This is a genomic window from gamma proteobacterium SS-5, from assembly GCA_009497875.2.
Lineage (GTDB): Bacteria > Pseudomonadota > Gammaproteobacteria > Chromatiales > Chromatiaceae > Magnetovirga > Magnetovirga frankeli.
In genome coordinates this window covers 1184526-1202544 of record CP032508.2, presented here as the reverse complement: position 1 = coordinate 1202544, position 18019 = coordinate 1184526, and the positions used below count along the sequence as shown (strand labels likewise).

General features: G+C 61.4%; 15 protein-coding genes and 1 other RNA gene. 9 read left to right on the top strand and 7 right to left on the bottom strand.

Features of this window, described 5'->3' with window-relative positions; all coding sequences use genetic code 11:
- Nucleotides 1-210 precede the first annotated feature (210 nt).
- The 9 genes from smpB to D5125_10715 all read left to right on the top strand — a co-directional run bounded on the left by smpB (nt 211) and on the right by D5125_10715 (nt 10326).
- On the top strand, nt 211-693 hold the full coding sequence (gene smpB / locus D5125_10810; protein ID QFY89942.1) for an SsrA-binding protein SmpB: 483 nt from the start codon (nt 211-213) through the stop codon (nt 691-693).
- 52 nt (nt 694-745) lie between these two features.
- Nucleotides 746-1122: a transfer-messenger RNA gene (gene ssrA / locus D5125_10815) on the top strand.
- A gap of 265 nt (nt 1123-1387) precedes the next feature.
- Complete coding sequence (locus D5125_10820) at nt 1388-1828, top strand: DUF4102 domain-containing protein (GenBank protein QFY89943.1); 441 nt, start codon at nt 1388-1390, stop codon at nt 1826-1828.
- Entirely contained in the window at nt 1734-2246 is a 513-nt protein-coding gene (locus tag D5125_10740; protein ID QFY89930.2) for a threonylcarbamoyl-AMP synthase, read from the top strand. The genes D5125_10820 and D5125_10740 overlap by 95 nt, the downstream gene beginning before the upstream one ends.
- Nucleotides 2247-2278: 32 nt before the next feature.
- Complete coding sequence (locus D5125_10735) at nt 2279-2905, top strand: site-2 protease family protein (GenBank protein ID QFY91125.1); 627 nt, start codon at nt 2279-2281, stop codon at nt 2903-2905.
- A gap of 10 nt (nt 2906-2915) precedes the next feature.
- On the top strand, nt 2916-4133 hold the full coding sequence (locus tag D5125_10730; protein ID QFY89929.1) for a tryptophan--tRNA ligase: 1218 nt from the start codon (nt 2916-2918) through the stop codon (nt 4131-4133).
- Nucleotides 4134-4358: 225 nt separating this feature from the next.
- A complete protein-coding gene (locus tag D5125_10725) occupies nt 4359-5192 on the top strand; it encodes a segregation/condensation protein A (GenBank protein ID QFY89928.1) in 834 nt (277 codons plus the stop codon).
- A 109-nt stretch (nt 5193-5301) separates the two neighbouring features.
- On the top strand, nt 5302-8220 hold the full coding sequence (locus tag D5125_10720; protein ID QFY89927.1) for an EAL domain-containing protein: 2919 nt from the start codon (nt 5302-5304) through the stop codon (nt 8218-8220).
- 99 nt (nt 8221-8319) lie between these two features.
- On the top strand, nt 8320-10326 hold the full coding sequence (locus tag D5125_10715; GenBank protein QFY89926.1) for a response regulator: 2007 nt from the start codon (nt 8320-8322) through the stop codon (nt 10324-10326).
- Here D5125_10715 and D5125_10710 read toward each other — a convergent pair.
- From D5125_10710 to D5125_10680, 7 genes are all read right to left on the bottom strand, one after another.
- On the bottom strand, nt 10310-11761 hold the full coding sequence (locus D5125_10710; GenBank protein QFY89925.1) for a metallophosphoesterase: 1452 nt from the start codon (nt 11759-11761) through the stop codon (nt 10310-10312). The two genes, D5125_10715 and D5125_10710, sit on opposite strands and share 17 nt — an antisense overlap.
- Nucleotides 11761-12366: a serine/threonine protein phosphatase gene (locus D5125_10705; GenBank protein ID QFY89924.1), complete on the bottom strand. Its 606-nt coding sequence runs from the start codon at nt 12364-12366 to the stop codon at nt 11761-11763. The genes D5125_10710 and D5125_10705 overlap by 1 nt, the downstream gene beginning before the upstream one ends.
- Nucleotides 12367-12516: 150 nt before the next feature.
- A complete protein-coding gene (locus D5125_10700; protein ID QFY89923.1) occupies nt 12517-13782 on the bottom strand; it encodes an inorganic phosphate transporter in 1266 nt (421 codons plus the stop codon).
- A 77-nt stretch (nt 13783-13859) separates the two neighbouring features.
- Nucleotides 13860-14540: a TIGR00153 family protein gene (locus tag D5125_10695; protein ID QFY89922.1), complete on the bottom strand. Its 681-nt coding sequence runs from the start codon at nt 14538-14540 to the stop codon at nt 13860-13862.
- 63 nt (nt 14541-14603) lie between these two features.
- On the bottom strand, nt 14604-15572 hold the full coding sequence (locus tag D5125_10690; protein ID QFY89921.1) for a polyphosphate kinase 2: 969 nt from the start codon (nt 15570-15572) through the stop codon (nt 14604-14606).
- 217 nt (nt 15573-15789) lie between these two features.
- Entirely contained in the window at nt 15790-16038 is a 249-nt protein-coding gene (locus tag D5125_10685) for a hypothetical protein (GenBank protein QFY89920.2), read from the bottom strand.
- Between the two features lie 53 nt (nt 16039-16091).
- Nucleotides 16092-17885 (bottom strand): Na/Pi cotransporter family protein, encoded by a 1794-nt coding sequence (locus D5125_10680; protein QFY89919.1) that lies wholly within the window; start codon nt 17883-17885, stop codon nt 16092-16094.
- Nucleotides 17886-18019 lie beyond the last annotated feature (134 nt).

Below are 18019 nucleotides of genomic sequence, written 5' to 3'. Positions count from 1 at the left end.
ATTTCACCTGCCTATCACATCCGATGGCGTCAATTAAAACCGCTCGCTGAGCGGACACGAACCCTTCGCTGAACGAAGTCAAAGCACAGCCCTGGGCCTGCCAAAGGGGGCCGAATCGGGCCTCAATTGTGCGCAATTCAACCCCTCGGCTCAAGCAGGCAGCGACTAAATCGCTGGCCTGTCACCAGCCTATCACCCTAGAATGCACCCATGGCAAAGAAAGCGAAAAAAAAATCAACCAACGGCGGCAGCACCATCGCCCTGAACAAAAAGGCCCGCCACGACTACTTCATCGAGGATCGTCTTGAAGCCGGTCTGGTCCTGGAAGGCTGGGAGGTGAAAAGCCTGCGCGCCGGCAAGGCCCAGCTGGTGGACAGCTACGTCTTCGTCAAGAACGCCGAGGCCTGGGTCTCCAACCTGCTCATCACGCCGCTGATGACCGCCTCCACCCACATCCAACCCGAACCCACCCGGGTACGCAAGCTGCTGCTGCACCGACGCGAGATCGACCGTCTGATCGGTGCCGTCGAGCGCAAGGGCTACACCCTCATCGCCCTGGCCCTCTACTGGAGTAAGGGCCGGGTCAAGATCGAAATCGGCCTGGCCAAAGGCAAAAAACAGCACGACAAACGCGACGCTGAGAAAGAACGCGACTGGCAACGGGAAAAACAGCGGCTGCTAAAGCACAGCTAAACTCCCTCTTGCTACAGAACCTTGTCAGGCATAGACTGTCCAACCTCGCAATGGGGCTGACATGGCTTCGACAGCGTGATGGAAATTCCAAAGGCAGGCCGAGGGGCGGACACCTCGTTAATCATTCGCAAACTGATAGTTGCCAACGACGACAACTACGCACTCGCTGCTTAAACACCAGTAGGGTGCCGTCTGACTGGAGCCGTGCTTGTGCGTCCAGCGCCCTTAGGGGCATTTCAGGCGTCGATGCTCACAAGATCGCGAAGCGGCAGGTTCGGGGCCAATTCGCTAAAACCTAACCGAAATCGCCGCTTCACCGGCCCTGTCCCTCGGGTGGTGAGTGGTTAAAACTCAATAGAGCGGACTAAGCCTGTAGAATTTGGAGTGGAAGCGCGTTGGACGCGGGTTCGACTCCCGCCAGCTCCACCATTAGACATTATCAACCACCCCCAAGAAACCCCTAAGCCAGCGTAAAAGCTGGTTTTTTTCTGTCTGTAGTTTATCATTCACCCCCAGGAAAACCCGCTGCTACCCGAAAATTTGGGGGTATTTTTGGGGGTACTTTCGGGGTACTGAGAGACGATACCCCCAAAACGCTAGATTCTTCAACGCTGGCAATGGCTTGCGCCTGCATTGCCTCACCACATGGCCACCCTGCTGGGGGTATCGAAAACGCACATTTTGGGGGTATCGAATGGCACTGACAGCACAGCAAGTAAAAAACGCCAAGCCGACCGACAAGCCGTACAAGCTAGCCGATGGAGAGGGGCTATTCCTGCAGGTCAACCCCAACGGGTCAAAGCTCTGGCGGCTCAAATATCGGTTTGCCGACAAGGAGCGCCTGCTATCCATCGGCAAGTATCCCGACATCTCACTCGCGGAAGCGAGAGAGGCCAAGACCAAGGCCCGCAAGCAGCTTGCCGAAAACATAGACCCCAGCACCGCCAAGCGGGTAGAGAAGGCTCAGATCAAGGAGGACAGCTTCGCCGCCCTGGCGGCTGAATGGCAGCTCAGGCAGGCGGCCAAGTGGACAAAGGACTATGCTGAGGAAGTCAGGGCGCGAATCGGCCATGGAGCGCATCCGTCAGATCCGGCGGGTGGATCACCACCACCACTTCACCCTGGTCTGCCGTGACCTGTCCGAGATCACCACCTATGCCAAGATCGACAACCAGCAGTACCGCCTGCTGAAGAACCTCACCCCAGGCCCCTACACCTTCATCTGCGAGGCCACCAAGCAGGTGCCCAAGCGGCTGATGCACGCCAAGCGCAAGACCATTGGCATCCGCGTGCCGGACCACCGCGTGGCCCTGGCCCTGCTGGAGGAACTGAACGAACCCCTGATGAGTTCCACCCTGATCATGCCAGAAGACGATCTGCCCATGTCCGACCCCTATGACATCCGCGACCTGCTCTCCCATGCGGTGGATCTGATCATCGATGGCGGCTACTGCGGCCTGGAGCCGAGCACGGTGATCGATCTGGAAGACGATACCCCCAAGGTGCTGCGCCAGGGCAAGGGCGATGCCGGCTTTCTGGAGAGCCAGGCTTGAGCGATCTGACCAATCTGCAGCAGATCAGCATCATGCTGCTGCCGCTGTTGTTCGCCATCACCCTGCATGAGGTGGCCCACGGCTGGGTGGCCTCCCTGCTGGGGGATGACACCGCGCGCAAACTGGGCCGTATCAGCCTCAATCCGTTCAAGCATATCGATCTGCTCGGCACCCTGCTGGTGCCGATCCTCATGTATGTCTCCACCGGCTTCATCTTCGGCTGGGCCAAGCCGGTACCGGTGGACTTTGGCCGTCTGCATCGGCCGCGCCGGGACATGGCCCTGGTGGCCCTGGCCGGGCCCGCTGCCAACCTGCTGATGATGCTGTTCTGGGGCCTGCTGGCCCGGCTGGGCATGGCCCTGCACAGCACCGGCTGGGACTGGGCGGCGCTGCCGCTGGTCTATGCCGGCGGCTTTGGCCTGATGATCAACGCCGTGCTCATGGTACTCAATCTTTTCCCCCTGCCGCCCCTGGATGGTGGCCGGGTGCTGGTATCCTTGTTGCCCCGACGCCTGGCGCTGGGGATGAGCAGGCTGGAGTCCTATGGCATCATCATCCTGCTGATCCTGCTGTTTACCGGCCTGCTCTGGCAAATCGTCGGCCCCCTGGTGAGCGGCAGCCAACAGTGGATGGCCCTGTTCATCGAAACCCTGACCTGAGGTAGAAAAAGTGACTTCCCTAGCCGACCGACACGCCCGCGTTCTCTCCGGCATGCGCCCCACCGGCCGCCTGCATCTGGGTCATTACCACGGCGTGCTGAAGAACTGGGTGGCGCTGCAACAGGAGTACGACTGCTTTTTCTTCGTCGCCGACTGGCATGCCCTGACCACCCACTACGAAGACCCCAGCCTGATCCCCAGGGCGGTGCATGAGATGGTCATCGACTGGCTTGCCGCCGGCATAGACCCGGACAAGGCGCGGCTGTTTATCCAGTCGCAGGTGCCGGAACACGCCGAGCTGCACCTGTTGCTGTCGATGATCACCCCATTGGGCTGGCTGGAACGGGTGCCCAGCTACAAGGATCAGCAGGAGGCGTTGAAGGAAAAGGACCTGGCCACCTACGGCTTTCTGGGCTATCCGTTGCTGCAGAGCGCCGACATCCTCATCTACCGAGCCGGTCTGGTGCCGGTGGGCGAGGATCAGGTGGCCCATGTGGAAATCACCCGCGAGGTGGCGCGGCGCTTCAATCACCTCTATGGCCGCGAGCCGGACTTCGAGCAAAAGGCCGAGGCGGCGCTGAAAAAGATGGGCAAAAAGGCGGCCAAGGCCTTCGCCAGCCAGCGTCGCGCCTATCAGGAGGCCGGTGATACCGAGGCCCTGCAGGCCGCCCGTGACCTGTTGGCAGAGCAGCAGAACCTGGGCCTGGAAGACCGCGAGCGCCTGCTTGGCTATCTGGAGGGCGGTGGTCGGGTGATCCTGCCCGAACCCCAGCCCCTGCTGACCCAGGCGTCGAAGATGCCCGGTCTGGACGGGCGCAAGATGTCCAAATCCTACGCCAACACCCTGGCGCTCAACGACAGCCCCAAGGCCGTCGAGCAGAAACTGCGCACCATGCCCACGGATACCAACCGGGTGCGCCGCACCGACCCCGGCGATCCAGCGCGCTGCCCGGTATGGCAATTCCACGAGGTCTATTCCAGCGCAGATACCAAAGACTGGGTGGCGCAGGGCTGCAAGAGCGCCGGCATCGGCTGCATCGACTGCAAGCAGCCGGTGATCGACGCCGTGCTGGCGGAGCTGGGTCCGATGCAGCAACGCGCCGCCGAATACGAGGCCAGGCCCAACCTGGTGCGCCAGGTGATCGAACAGGGTGGTGCCGCCGCCCGCGCCAGCGCCCAGGCAACCCTGGCGGAAGTACGCCAGGCGATGTCGTTGAGTTATTCATGAAGCGGCCAGCTTCCAGCCGTCAGCTTCCAGCCGTCAGCTGCCAGCAAAAAGCTGCTCTCCCCGCGGGGAGAGGGGTTGGGGGGAGGGGGGGCGGTGACCCTTTGCGTGGCCCCAACCAACATCTGACAGCGGGCCGCTGGAGGCTGGAGGCTTGCTCCTGGCAGCTGACCGCTAAAAGCTGGCTGCTGGAGGCTGACCGCTGGCCGCTGACAGCTGGCAGCTGAAATGACCCACCCAGTCCAAGAAGAAATGCCCTTCGCCCTGGTGCAGGGCGTGCCCTGGGTCAAGGTGCCCAAGGACCTCTACATCCCGCCGGATGCCCTGGAGGTGATTCTGGATGCCTTTGAGGGCCCGCTGGACCTGCTGCTGTATCTGATCCGGCGGCAGAATCTGGATATCCTCGATATCCCCATCGCCAAGATAACCGCCCAATACATGGAATACGTCGAGCTGATGCGCGAGGTACGCCTGGACCTGGCCGCCGAATACCTGGTGATGGCCGCCATGCTCGCCGAGATCAAGTCGCGCATGTTGCTGCCGCGCCCGCCCAGCGAGGAGGAGGACGAGCTGGACCCCCGCGCCGAGCTGGTGCGCCGCCTGCAGGAGTACGAGCGTTACAAGCAGGCGGCAGAAGACCTGGATGCCCTGCCGCGAGAGGGGCGGGACTTTCATACCGCCAGCGCCCAGCCGCCGCCACACGAGCGTATCCAACCCCTGCCCGATGTCAGCCTCAAGGAACTGACCGCTGCCTTCGCCGAGGTGCTGCGCCGCGCCGACAAGTTCACCCACCACCGTATCGAGCGGGAGAATCTCTCCCTGCGCGAGCGCATGTCGCGGGTGCTGGACATCCTCAGCCAACGGGGCTTTGCCGAGTTTGGCAGCTTTTTTGACCTCAGCGAAGGCCGCCCCGGCGTGGTGGTGTCCTTCATGGCCATCCTGGAGCTGGTGAAGGAATCCCTGATCGTGCTGGTACAGGCCGAACCCTTCGCCCCCATCCACCTGCGCGCCGCCGGTGCGGCAACCGAGGGCACCGCCGCCGAACTGACTAGCGGCCAATAGCAAGCGGCCGATGGGGTATGGCGTGCAGGGCGTAACAGTATTGCAATCAAGCAGGAATTGCGGCCGGGAAATGGGCTAGAATCCCGTTTTTGCAGCAAACCGCTCGAATATGAATCCCCCAGATTCCCGGTCAAACAACAGCGATCAGCGCGGCGACCTGCTAAGGCGGCTGCAGAAGATCGTCACCCATGTGCCGGGCATGGTGTTTCAGTACCGGCTCTGGCCCGATGGCCACTCCTCCTTCCCCTACTGCAGCCAGGGCATAGAGAGCATCTATGGCCTCAGTCCGCAGCAGGTGCATGAGGATGCCCGGGCGGCGTTTCAGGTGTTGCATCCACAGGATGTGCAGCGCGTGCGCCAGGGGGTGCGCACCTCTGCCGAACAACTCAGCCTGTGGCACGATGAGTACCGGGTAGTCAAGGACGGCGAGGTACGCTGGGTCGAAGGCGAGGCCAGCCCCGAGCGGCTGGATGACGGCAGCACCCTCTGGCATGGCCATATCCGCGATATCAGCGCGCGCAAGGTCAGTGAGGAGCGCCTGCGTGAGTCGGAAGAACGCCTGCAGCTGATCTTCAACGGCATCAATGACGGCGTCTGGGACTGGGATCTGCTGCGCAACCAGGTGTATTTCTCGCCACGCTGGATGTCCCAGCTGGGCTACCAACCGGGGGAACTGGAGGGGCGTTACGAGACCTTCCTGCAACTGCTGCATCCCGCCGATATGGACCGGGTAGTGGAGCAGATCAACGGCTACCTGGAGGGCGACAGCCGCGTCTATGAGGTGGAGATGCGCCTGCGCCACAAGGATGGCAGTTGGCGCTGGATCATGGCCCGCGGCCTGGCCCTGCGTGATGCCCAGGGGCGGCCCTACCGGGTGCTCGGCTCGCATACCGACATCGAGCAGCGCAAGCGCAGCGAGGCACGCCTGCAACTGGCCGCCAGCGTGTTTGCCGATGCCCAGGAGGGCATAATGATCACCGACACCCAGGACCGGATCATCGACATCAACCAGGCCTTCTGCGACATCACCGGCTACAGCCGGGAGGAGGCCCTGGGTCGGACCCCCAATCTGCTTAATTCCGGCCACCACAAGCCTGAGTTCTTCGCCCAGATGCGCCAGCAATTGGCCGACACCGGCCACTGGCGCGGCGAGGTCTGGAACCGGCGCAAGGACGGCGAGATCTATGCCGAGATGCTCAATATCAGCGCCGTGCACGATGAACAGGGTCAGGTACATCACCACGTCGCGCTGTTTTTCGACATCACGGTACAGAAGCGGCATCAGCATGAACTGGAGCGCATCGCCCACTACGACGCCCTCACCGGCCTGCCTAACCGCAGCCTGCTGGCCGACCGTCTGGGTCAGGCCATGGTCAATGCCGAGCGGCGCAATCAGCGCATCGTGCTGGCCTTCATCGACCTGGATGGTTTCAAGCAGGTCAACGATACCCACGGCCACCGGATCGGCGATCAACTGCTGCGCGAGGTGGCGCAGCGGATGCGGGCCACCTGTCGCGAGGGCGACACCCTGGCCCGCCTGGGCGGCGACGAGTTCATCGCCGTGTTCATCGATCTGGCCGATGTGCAGGCCAGTGAGCCACTGCTGCGACGCCTGCTGCTGGCGGCCTCGCAGCCGGTGCAGACCGAGGCCGGTTCGGTGCAGGTGTCTGCCAGCGTCGGCGTGGCCTTCTATCCACAGCAGGGGCCGATCGAGGCCGACCAACTCCTGCGCCAGGCCGACCAGGCCATGTACAAGGCGAAGCAGGCCGGTAAGAACCGCTATCATGTGTTCGATCAGGCCCAGGACCTGAGCCTGCGCCGCCACAGCCAAAGCCTGCAAGAGATGGAACAGGCCCTGCAACAGGGGCAGTTCCAGCTCTATTACCAGCCCCAGGTAAACATGCGCAGCGGCGCGCTGATCGGCGTCGAGGCCCTGATCCGCTGGCACCATCCCAGCCGCGGCCTGTTGCTGCCGGAGCACTTCCTGGCCGAGGTGGAAAACGATGAACTCGGCCTGCGCCTGGGTGACTGGGTGCTGCAAGGAGCCATCGCCCAGTTGGCCCACTGGCAGGCCCAGGGCCTGGATCTGACGCTGAGCGTCAACATCGCCGCCCATCACCTGCATCAGACGGACTTTATCGACCGCCTGCAGGCCCTGCTCCAGCAAGCCCCACCGATCCGGCCAGGACGGCTGGAACTGGAGGTGCTGGAGGCCAATGCCCTGAACGACAGGGAGCGGGTGGCCGAGCTGATTCATCGCTGTGATGACCTGGGGGTAGGCTTCGCCCTGGACGACTTCGGCACCGGCTATTCCTCTCTCGCCTATCTCAAGCATCTGTCGGCCCAGGCGCTGAAGATCGACCGGGGCTTTGTCGGCAAGATGTTGGAAGATGCCGAGCAACTGGCCATCGTCGATAGTGTGCTCTGCCTGGCCCGCGCCTTTCGCCGCCGCCCCATCGCCGAGGGGGTGGAGACCCGGGAGCAGGGCCAGATGCTGCTCTCTCTGGGTTGCGAGCTGGCCCAGGGCTTTTTTATCGCTCGACCCATGCCGCCGGATCGGCTACAGGCCTGGATTGCAAACTGGCAGCCCGATCCCAGCTGGGGCCAGGTACGCAAGCTCAACCATGAACTCATGCCCCTGCTCTATGCCATGGCCGAGCATCGGGCCTGGATCAACCGCCTGGGCCAGTATTTGCAGGCCGATCGAGACAGCCAGGGCGAACCGCCGGAGCTGGAGCACGACCAGTGCCGCTTCGGTGAGTGGCTGATCTCCCTCCGCGACCAAGGTGGCTATGACAGCCTGGAGTTACACACGCAAATCGAGCCCCTGCACCTGCAAGTCCACCAACTGGCCGAGGCACTTATCCGTCAACGGCAAAACGGCGATCCGGCCGGTGCCCGGCAGGGCCTGGCCAGGCTACACCAACTGCGCGACCAACTCCTGCAGCGCCTGCAGGCCAGGATCGAGGCCGCACCGGCGGCCGATAGGGCAATGGCGGGCCATCCCCCCTTGCCCCCGCCCCGCTGACAGGCCGCTGCTGAGGCAGCCCCTGGCCAGAGCGTCCAAGGGGTACCAGGCCCGCCTTTACCCTTACTTACCACCGGCCCAGCGCCAAGGGGTTACGCCATGAGTATCCGCTGCAAACTGCTGCTTGCCGCTGGCCTGATCCTGGCGGTCAACCTGAGCTTGGGACTGCATGTGCTGCGCGCCTACAAGGGGGCCATGACCGAATCCGGCCGCATCCATCAACAGACGGCAGAGACGGTCACCCAGGCCATTTCGGTGCAGGTCCACTTCAAGAAGCAGGTGCAGGAGTGGAAGAACATCCTCTTGCGCGGTCATGAGCCAAACCTCTATGCCAAGTATCTGGCGCAGTTCGAACAAGAGCGGCAGCGGGTGGAGGAACTCAGCGGCAGACTGCTGGGCAGGCTAGAGCCTGGCTCGCCCTCCTGGCAACAGGCGCAGGCCTTTGAGCAGGCCCATCAACGGCTGACGCAGACCTATCGGCAGGCCTTGCTCCTGTTCGACCGTGAGGACCCCCTGGCGCAGATCCGGGTCGATCGTCAGGTGCGGGGGATGGATCGCCCGCTGACCGATCTGATCGATGAGCTGATACTGGCGGCCGAGTACTACAAGAGGGACCAGCTGGCACAGATGGCCGAGCGCCTGGAACAGCGGGAAAATGAATTGCTGGCGGTAGTACTCGGGCTGCTCCTGTTGAGCTTGCTTGGCCTGCTGGTTCTGGCCGAGCGCATCATCGCCCGACCGATCAGCCTGGCCATCCAGATGGCCCAATCCATCTCGGCCGGCAGTCGCCATACCCAGGCCAGCATCCAGGGCAGCGGCGAGATGGCCCGCCTGCACCAGGCCCTGCAGACCATGCAAGCCAATCTGCTGGCCGGGGAACAGGCGCTGAACCGGGAGAAGGCCCTGCTGGAGCAGCGGGTCAAGGAGCGCACCCGCGAACTGCGTTTCGTTAATGAAGAATTGGCCCGTGCGGCCAAGGCCAAGGATCTGTTCCTGGCCGGCATGAGCCATGAATTGCGCACCCCACTGACCACCCTGATCGGTCTCACCGAGATGCTGCGCGACCAGCTCTACGGGCCACTGAACCCGGCCCAGCAAGAGGCACTGAAGACCATGGACGAGAGCGCCCACCACCTGCTCAGCCTGATCAATGACATTCTCGATCTGGCCAAGGTGGAGTCGGGCAAGATCGAACTGCATACCGATCATGTGCCGCTGCAGCAGTTGATCGAATCCAGCCTGTCGCTGGTTCGCTCCAGCGCCGAGAGCAAGGGGCAGGCGCTGGAGGTAAAGCTGGACCCGCGCGTGGCCCTGATCCAGGGGGATATCCGCCGCCTGAAACAGATGCTGCTCAATCTGCTGGGCAATGCGCTCAAGTTTACCCCGGCCCAGGGCCGCATCGGCATCGAGGTATTGGCCGAAGCGGAGCGCAAGACGGTGCTGATCCGCGTCTGGGATACCGGCATCGGCATAGATCCAGAGCAATTTGACAAGCTGTTCGAGCCCTTTGTGCAGCTACAGGAGGTGCCTGGCGGCCACAATCCGGGCACCGGCCTGGGCCTGACCCTGGTCAACCGCATGGCGCTGCTGCATCGCGGCAGCATTTCCGTGCAAAGCACGCCGGGGCAAGGCAGTTGTTTCAACCTGCGACTGCCCTGGGACCCGGAACAGAACGACCCGGCGGCGCTCGGCCATGAGACCAAGCAGACCACCGGGTTGGCCCTGCCGACGTCGGGGGGCCAGGGCGCGGCCATCCTCCTGGCGGAAGACAACCCGGCCAATCGGGAGATGACCCGCGCCTATCTACAGCGTCAGGGCTTTGCCCTAACCACCGCCAGCAATGGCCTGGAGGCCCTGAGCCTGGCGCGGGATACGCCCCCGGACCTGATCCTGATGGACGTACAACTGGCCCTGATCGACGGTCTGGAGGTGACGCAAAAGCTACGCGCCATGCCCGGCCTTGCCCATCTGCCAATCATCGCCCTGACCGCCATGGCCATGCCGGGCGACCGCGAACGCTGCCTGGAGGCGGGCATGGACGACTACATCAGCAAACCGCTGGGGCTTCAGGAGCTGTTGCAACTGATCCTCAAGTGGCTGCGTTGATCTGCGCGATCAGGCGCTCGGTGGGGTAGTAGAAACAGTGCATGTCACCGCAGATCTCGGTCATCACGGCCACCCAACTCTCGTCACCGGCATAGAGTACGCAATGGTTCTCGATCTCCGGCACCTCCCAGAAGGTGTCGTCATGGCTCATTGGCGTGTGGCCCACCACCAGCAGGGTATCGGCATCCCGGTTGAGTACCTTGCGCAGACGCTTGACATCCTTTTTGCTGTAGCCACCCGGGCGATTGGGTCGGCGAATGCGGTTGCAGATCATTTGTTCCAGCACCCGTGGCTGATGGCGCAGATTGACCAGATCCGCATAGCCCACCTGGCTCACCGGCGGGGCGGCATGGCAGGCGATGACCCGCCGTGAGTAGGCCAGCAAGGGCTGTTGATCATAAAATTGCTGCATGGCGTTGCGGTAGGCCTTGCCCCGGACCTTGAGCAAGGCCCGCTCCCAAAGCAGGCCCTGGGGTACGCCCTGTTTGGAGATGCGCTCGCAAAAACTGTCGTGATTGCCCAGCAGATAAAAGATGCGATCGGGAAAGCGCAGCATGAGCTTGAAGATCAGGTCCATCATCAGGATCGACTCATCCATGCGCTCCAATTGCCCCGGCTGTTCCGAGTGAACCGCGTCCCCCAGGAAAATCAGACAGGCGGTGCCCTTCTTGAGCGCCTTGAGGAAGCCATTATGGCTGAGGATGACCAGCAGGTTATCGATGCGGGCATGGAGATCACCAATCAGGATCGGTTGTACCCCATCGGGGATCCTGACCAGGGCGCCGGGGGCACCCTGGTCATCCTTCTTACGCCAGGCATGCCCCTTGGCGTGGATCTGATTGACCTGCTCGATCAGGCCGAGTGCCTCCTTCTCGTTCAGGGGCTTGAGGGGGCCGCCGTAGATCGAGGCAATGCGTTTGAGCTTGGCGGCACGCCAGCGGACCAGCCGCAACAGGTGTTTTTTCTTGGTCAGCGGGGCAATGCAGCTGCCATCGCGCTCGGCCAGGCACTTGAAGCTGAGGGCGCCGTTCTCGTTACGGATGCGCAGGTGGCGTTGGCCGATGCTGTCGGGCAGATTCATCAGGCAGGGCTGCGCCTCATCCTCCCTGCCAAGGATCAGCTCATCGCCTGATTTGAGCCGAAAAAAGGCGCTGATCTGCTGGTAATAGGTGTGCGGATCGAACACCAGATAGTTCTCTGCCGATTCGTGGCTCAGGGTGTGATCGATGGGCCGCTCGGGATAGATGTGCAGGGCCTTGCGGGTCTTGCCGATGTTGATCTGCACCGGGTAGTCATACAGCGGCAGCCTGATCTTCTTGCCGGTCAGATCGTAGGACTGCTTCAGGTCAATGCTTTTGCATTCTTCCAGATCGGTAAGGGCGTCCTCCAGCCTCTTCAGCCAGGACTTGTGCTTTTTTGAAATCAGCTTGGCCATCAGGGGCTCGAAACAATCGTCAAGGGCGGGCCATCGAGGGATTCACGGATGTAGGCCTGCATACCTTGGCTATGCATGTAATAGGCCGCCCTTCTATAGACATCAAGCTGCTCCCGGACCCGCTCCAGGGAGAGATGCCGGTCAACCCGATGGGTGCCCTTTTTGCCCCGCTTGAGGCGACGTTCCAGCAGCAGTTCGGCCGGTGGCAGGAGAAACTCGAAGCAAAAGCGACCGCGCCAGTCAACCGAAAAAAAATGGCGTTTGCGCGGTGGGATGCGCAAGCGCGCAAGGTCCAGCTCCGGTCGTGGCTGGCGCTCCAGCCAGGCCTTGTCGAATACCACCAGGGCCTGATCAAAGCCCTTGAAGGGAAAACCCAGATGGATTTCCCGCGGGCGGATGGACAGGCTCTGGGCGCTCCACCATTTGTTCAGCGCCAGGTTGATATAGCCCTCCTCGGACCAGCCGCCAAGCGTAATGATCATGCTGGTCTTGCCGCAGCCGGGTGGACCTGTGATCAACAGCTGCCTGAAGCGGATATGACCGGGAAAGCGAACACCCTTGATCTCTTGGGTGTCGCTGGCCTCCTGGGTTGCATGGCGGTCCATCAGGATGAACCGCCGATGGGGCAGGCAGGCACGGATTGAACTGACTGGAATCGCTCAATCACTGGCCCCCCTACCCCCTATCGCTGGCCTGTGTTGATGGCATTGCCGCTCCGTTGAGGGAAAAGGGCTGAACGGCCTCAGTAGCCAGGCTCAACCAAAAATACCCTTGAGAATAAAGAAGATCAAAGCGGCGAGGATACCACCTATCGGCAGGGTGACAATCCAGGAGATGACGATATTGCCGAGCACGCGCAGGTCCAGCGCGCCGATACCACGGGCCAGCCCCACGCCCATGACCGCGCCCACGGCGATATGGGTGGTGGAGACCGGCAGGCCGGTCTTGGAGGCCAGCACCACGGTGCTGGCGGCGGCCAGCGTAGCGCAATACCCCCGGGTTGGGGTCAGCTCGGTGATCTTGGTGCCAATGGTCTGCATCACCCGATAGCCCATGGTGGCCAGGCCAACGACAATACCGCCCCCCCCGAGCAGCAAGACCCAGATCGGCAGGTTTGCCTTCTGCGCCACCTCGCCGCCGCTGCCGACGATGGACAGTACCGCGGCCATGGGGCCGATACCGTTGGCGACGTCGTTGGAACCATGGGCAAAGGCCATGGCGCAGGCGGTGAAGATCATCATTGGCACAAAGGCCTTCTCCACGCTGGCGTAGTGGTAGTCATGGTCGGCATCCTCGTCCACCTTGACGCGATCGATCATCAACTTGCCAATGAAGGCGAGAATCAGGCCGATGACAGTGGCGGCAATGAAGCTCTCCAGCATGCTGAACTCCAGCTTCAAGTGTTTGAGACCCTTGAACAGGGTGACCAGGGCGACGATAAAGCCGACCAGAAAGACATAGAATGGCCCCCACTTCTTGGCCTGTTTGAAGGGTTGCTCGGTATTGATGATGAGTTTCCGCACGCTGAGCATCAGCAGCAGGGCCAGGGTGCCGCCGATCAGTGGCGAGATCAGCCAGCTGGCGACGATACCGCCGATCTTGCCCCACTGCACTGCATCCATGCCGATACCGGCGATGGCAAAGCCGACAATGGCACCGACGATGGTGTGCGTGGTAGAGACGGGCCAGCCACGGGCCGAGGCAATCATCAGCCAGATAGCCGCGGCCAACAGGGCGGCGAGCATGCCGTACACCAGCAGTTCCGGCGAGCCGGTGATGCTGGAAGGGTCGATGATGCCCTTGCGGATGGTGGCGGTGACCTGGCCACCGGCAATGAAGGCACCGGCAAATTCAAAGATAGCGGCGATGATGATGGCCTGCTTGACCGTGATAGCACCCGAACCGACCGAGGTGCCCATGGCATTGGCGACATCGTTGGCCCCTATGCCCCAAGTCATGTACAGGCCGAAGATGAGGGCCAGAGCGAGAAAAATGTGACCGTATGTGGCGATGATTTCCATGTTTGACTCCTGCAATAGCGGATCGCTGGCCGGACTGAAAGCCGGCGGAAAATTTATGGGCTTGGCCGGCGCTGGCCTTAGCGGGCGAGCAATAGCTCCATGCGGTCACCGACCTTCTCGGCGGCGTCGGCCAGATCACCGATCCAGTGCAGCAACTGGTACCAGAACATCACCGAGACCGGCTTCATCTCGTCCTCCATGGCAAACAGCTGGCGCGCCAGGGCAACGCCCATCTCATCGGTATGGTTCTCTATCCGGTGCAGCTCGGCGATCATTTCGCCAACCCGTCCCGCCTCCCGGCCGCGAAAGCCCGAGGCAAGCAGTTCATCCAGCTCTTCGACAATGGTCGCGGCGTGCGTGCAGGCATCAACGGAGCGGCTGACGAAGGCCTGCACCCCATCCTCCATGCCCTCCGGCAGCGTCATCCGGCGCTCGGTGAGCAGTCCGGCGATGTCCTGAGCAATGTTGGCGATACTGTCTTGCACGCCCAGCAGATCGAGCAGGTCGCGGCGGTCCACCGGCATGAACAGGCTTTTCGGCAAGTGGGCGCTGAGCTGCTGCTTCAGCCGGTCGGCTTCGGCCTCTTTGGCGAAAATCTTGTCCCGTTGCACACCGACAGCCTCTGCATTGCCCTGGGCCAGGGCATCGAACAGCACAGGCACCTCGATGACGCACTCACGGATGATGCGCATGTGCTCCTGCAGGGGCTTGAACGGACTGCTTCCCAGCAGCGAAGCAATAGGGTTTTTGCTGTGCATAACGCCTCCTCGGGCTGTGGATTGGCATTCACCCCCTGGGCCAGAGGCCAGGGAGGCGGGTCTTCACGACGATAGTTTGCGGATGCGGCATGCCTCCAGGCGCTCCAGTTCGGTGGCGCCGGACACGACGATATTGCCGTCGGGAAACCGCTCAAGCCCGGGATCGAGCGGTTCGTAGTCGATCTGGCTGAGGATGAATTTGATCGCATTGAGCCGCGCCAGATGCTTGTCATCGGAGCGGATGATGGTCCAGGGACTTTGGTATGAGTGGGTGTGCTGCAGCATGCGACGCTTGGCCTCGGTGAAGGCATCGCGGTATTCCTCGGCATCCAGGTCCGCCTCCTCCAGCTTCCAGCTTTGCAGGGGGTCCTGACGCCGCTGGGCATAGCGTCTGGCCTGCTCGGCCTTGCTGACGCTGAAATAGAGTTTGATCAGGATGATGCCCTGGCGCCGCAGATCCTTTTCAAACCCCTTGACCCCACGCAGGAAATTCTCGTATTCCGTCTGGCTGCAGAAACCAAAGACCGGCTCGATCAGGGCGCGGCTGTACCAGCTCCGGTCGAACAGAAGGATCTCGCCAGCGGATGGAAATTCACGCACATATTTCTGATAGAACCATTGGCTGCGCTCGGCCTCCCGCGGCTTGCCGAAGGCAACCACGCGATAGCGCCTTGCGTTCATGTACTGGGTGATGCGGCGGATGGTGCCGCCCTTGCCCGAGGCACCGCGCCCCTCGAACAGGATGATCATCTTGCGGCCCTGCCGCTCCAGGCACTGCTGCATGCGGATCAGCTCGGCCTGGTAAGGGCGGAGTTCCTGCCCTCTTCTGTATTTGCGCAGGGCCAGTTGCTGCTCCTGGTCACTCGCCTGCAAGCGCTGCTTCAGGGCGGCATGCTCCGCCAGCAGGGCATGGTAATCGGGAGTAGTTGATGAGTTTTCTGGGGTATTGACTGGGCGGGAAGGTACAGCACTGCCGGGTACGGCAACGCCTTGCTTGGCTTCATTCGATCGCGTCTGCTTTCTCGCCTTCATTGAGCCATCGCGAACAGGGCACTCGCCTGTATCAGAGAGGTGAAACCCGGGGCTTTCCCGAGAGCGTTCCGCCTGGCTCAGGCTGGTATTGAGGCCGCCCGAGTCAAATCAACGAGGCAAGCCTACACCAAATTTCATAAAACAGTAATAAATCTGTAGCAAAAATATCATCAAACTGTAATCAAAGGCCCTCCAGATTGCGCGCCACGGCGTAAAATCAACCGCAGTCCATCTTCTTCAGGTTCTTGATGCCCTTGAGTCGCTGGGCATGGATCACACGGATGTGCTTCTTCCACTTCTCCTTTTTTTTGTCGTTTTTTTCCTCCTTGAGTTTATCGATCAGGTCACGCTCTTTCTTGCGCAATTGCTTGAGCAGCTTTTTCACCTCGCTACGCCGTTTGCAGAGTTCGCGCTTTCTCATGTCGAACAACAAACCCAGCTGTTTGAACATTTTTTTTGCAGTCATTGGCCTCTTTCCGTTCTCAGGGTTGGTGTCAAAGGTGGCCGCTTTGGGTGGAATCAGCCGACCAACTCACTCAGCTGATCCTCGTCCAGGGTCATGCTGCGAGCGCTCTTGGTCGTTTCCGGGTCAGGCGAGACCAGCAGGCTCTCGGCGGCATTGATCAGCCCCGAGCCAATATCGTAAAAATAGGCGGTATCATTCATCAGCGATGAGGCCATCTCCGGGCTGATACGCTCAGAACGAATCAATTCACCCAAGGTGTCGTTGAATTCGTGCTTCTTGTCGCGCAATTCCACCTTGATGGCATCCAGATCAAGCAGGGTGCCATCCAGATCCTCACTGGCCTGGAGTCTCTGCAACCCGCGGATGATTTCGACGATCTCCACCCGCAGCCGATCATAGGCCCGCCGCATGGGCAGATTGCTGCCATTGATATAATGCAGCAGGTTTTTCTGCAAATGCTTCACGTCCTTGATCGACTCGACCAACTGCTGATTGGCTACGCGCAGGTGGTGCAAGGCGCCGGACTGCTCCTGATCCCAACTGAAGCTGACCCGGCTTATGAAGGTGATGATAGCACCATAGAGGCTCTTGATGCTGCGTGCATAGGCGGCATCCACATCCAGTTTTGACAGGTGCTTCTGGGCACCGGCGAGGGCGAGCAGATCGGCATCGCCCTCGACCTCGTTACGGCGAAAGCCCAGGGTATGGATGATAATACCGTGGGCATTATCGAACACATGCTCGGTCTCTTGACGCACTGCCCGTACCGCGGTATCGGGGAATTCAGCGGCCGAGTCGGTCAGATGCTTGGGCCGATCCACCTCGACGCGAACAAAGTGGATCGCATGCTCAAGAAAACGCACCAGTCGGCTGGTGAAGGGCAGCATGACCAGGATGCCAACCAGATTGAACAGGCTGTGGAATACCGCCAGCTTCAGGGTGTAGTCATCCTGGGCTATACCCACCTGACCGCTGGCCCACTCCACCGCAACGACCATCTGCTGCATAAACAGGATGGCAATCAGCCCGGTAATGGCGTTGAAGATCAGGTGCGCCAGGGCCAGGCGCTTACCCTGAGCATTGGCGCTAAGCGAGCCGATGATCGCCGTGATGGTCGTACCGATGTTGGCGCCAATCGCCAGGGCCAAGGCATTCTCGTAGGTGATCTGACTGGCGGCCAGAGCGGTGATGATCAGCACCAAGGTGGCGTGGCTCGACTGCATCACCACAGTGGCAAAAACGCCAATGCCGGTGAACAGCAGCAGCCCCTGCACACCGGTAACGGCAAACTGCGCCAAATCTATGGTGTCCTTGAAGGCCTCAAAGCCCTCCTTCATGTGGTGAATGCCGAGGAACAGGAAGCCCAGGCCGGAGAGGATGTAGCCGATGCCCTTGAGGGCCTTTGACTTCTGGAAAACAAGGATGACGCCGAACACCAGCATGGGCATGGCATAGGCGGAGATCTTCACCTTCAGACCAAGCCCGGCAACCAGCCAGGCACCCGTGGTAGTACCCAGATTGGCACCAAAAATGATGCCGACCCCAGCGGCCAAGGTGATCAGCCCGGCGCTGAGAAAGGAGATGGTAATGACCGAAACCAAGGAGCTTGACTGCATCAGGGTCGTGGAAAGAACACCGAAACCGAGGCTCTTCCAAAGATTCGACGTGGCGCGCTTGAGGATGCGCTCAAGCAGACCACCCGTGAAACTACGAAACCCCTCCTCCAGCGAGAGCATGCCAAACAGAAAGATCGCCACGCCAGCGGAGATCTCCTTGAAATCCGGGCTCAGCCAAAACCCATAGGCCAGGGTGAGAAAGATGGTCGGCAAAAAGATCTTTTGAAGCATGCTGAGAGTCCCCATGGCACAGAGGCCCGCAGCAAACCGGCAAAGCCCGAAGCCAGCCACCGGCAAACCGGGCAGGCCAGCGGGGGGGTCTGGCCCCGCTGGCCGTGAACAGGAATGCCGTACCGGGGGAGAGA

Coding starts and splice junctions, on each gene's coding strand:
- smpB (QFY89942.1), top strand. CDS start 211: ATGGCAAAGAAAGCGAAAAAAAAATCAACCAACGGCGGCAGCACCATC.
- D5125_10820 (QFY89943.1), top strand. CDS start 1,388: ATGGCACTGACAGCACAGCAAGTAAAAAACGCCAAGCCGACCGACAAG.
- D5125_10740 (QFY89930.2), top strand. CDS start 1,734: ATGCTGAGGAAGTCAGGGCGCGAATCGGCCATGGAGCGCATCCGTCAG.
- D5125_10735 (QFY91125.1), top strand. CDS start 2,279: ATGCTGCTGCCGCTGTTGTTCGCCATCACCCTGCATGAGGTGGCCCAC.
- D5125_10725 (QFY89928.1), top strand. CDS start 4,359: ATGACCCACCCAGTCCAAGAAGAAATGCCCTTCGCCCTGGTGCAGGGC.
- D5125_10720 (QFY89927.1), top strand. CDS start 5,302: ATGAATCCCCCAGATTCCCGGTCAAACAACAGCGATCAGCGCGGCGAC.
- D5125_10715 (QFY89926.1), top strand. CDS start 8,320: ATGAGTATCCGCTGCAAACTGCTGCTTGCCGCTGGCCTGATCCTGGCG.
- D5125_10710 (QFY89925.1), bottom strand. CDS start 11,761: ATGGCCAAGCTGATTTCAAAAAAGCACAAGTCCTGGCTGAAGAGGCTG.
- D5125_10705 (QFY89924.1), bottom strand. CDS start 12,366: ATGGACCGCCATGCAACCCAGGAGGCCAGCGACACCCAAGAGATCAAG.
- D5125_10700 (QFY89923.1), bottom strand. CDS start 13,782: ATGGAAATCATCGCCACATACGGTCACATTTTTCTCGCTCTGGCCCTC.
- D5125_10695 (QFY89922.1), bottom strand. CDS start 14,540: ATGCACAGCAAAAACCCTATTGCTTCGCTGCTGGGAAGCAGTCCGTTC.
- D5125_10690 (QFY89921.1), bottom strand. CDS start 15,572: ATGAAGGCGAGAAAGCAGACGCGATCGAATGAAGCCAAGCAAGGCGTT.
- D5125_10685 (QFY89920.2), bottom strand. CDS start 16,038: ATGACTGCAAAAAAAATGTTCAAACAGCTGGGTTTGTTGTTCGACATG.
- D5125_10680 (QFY89919.1), bottom strand. CDS start 17,885: ATGCTTCAAAAGATCTTTTTGCCGACCATCTTTCTCACCCTGGCCTAT.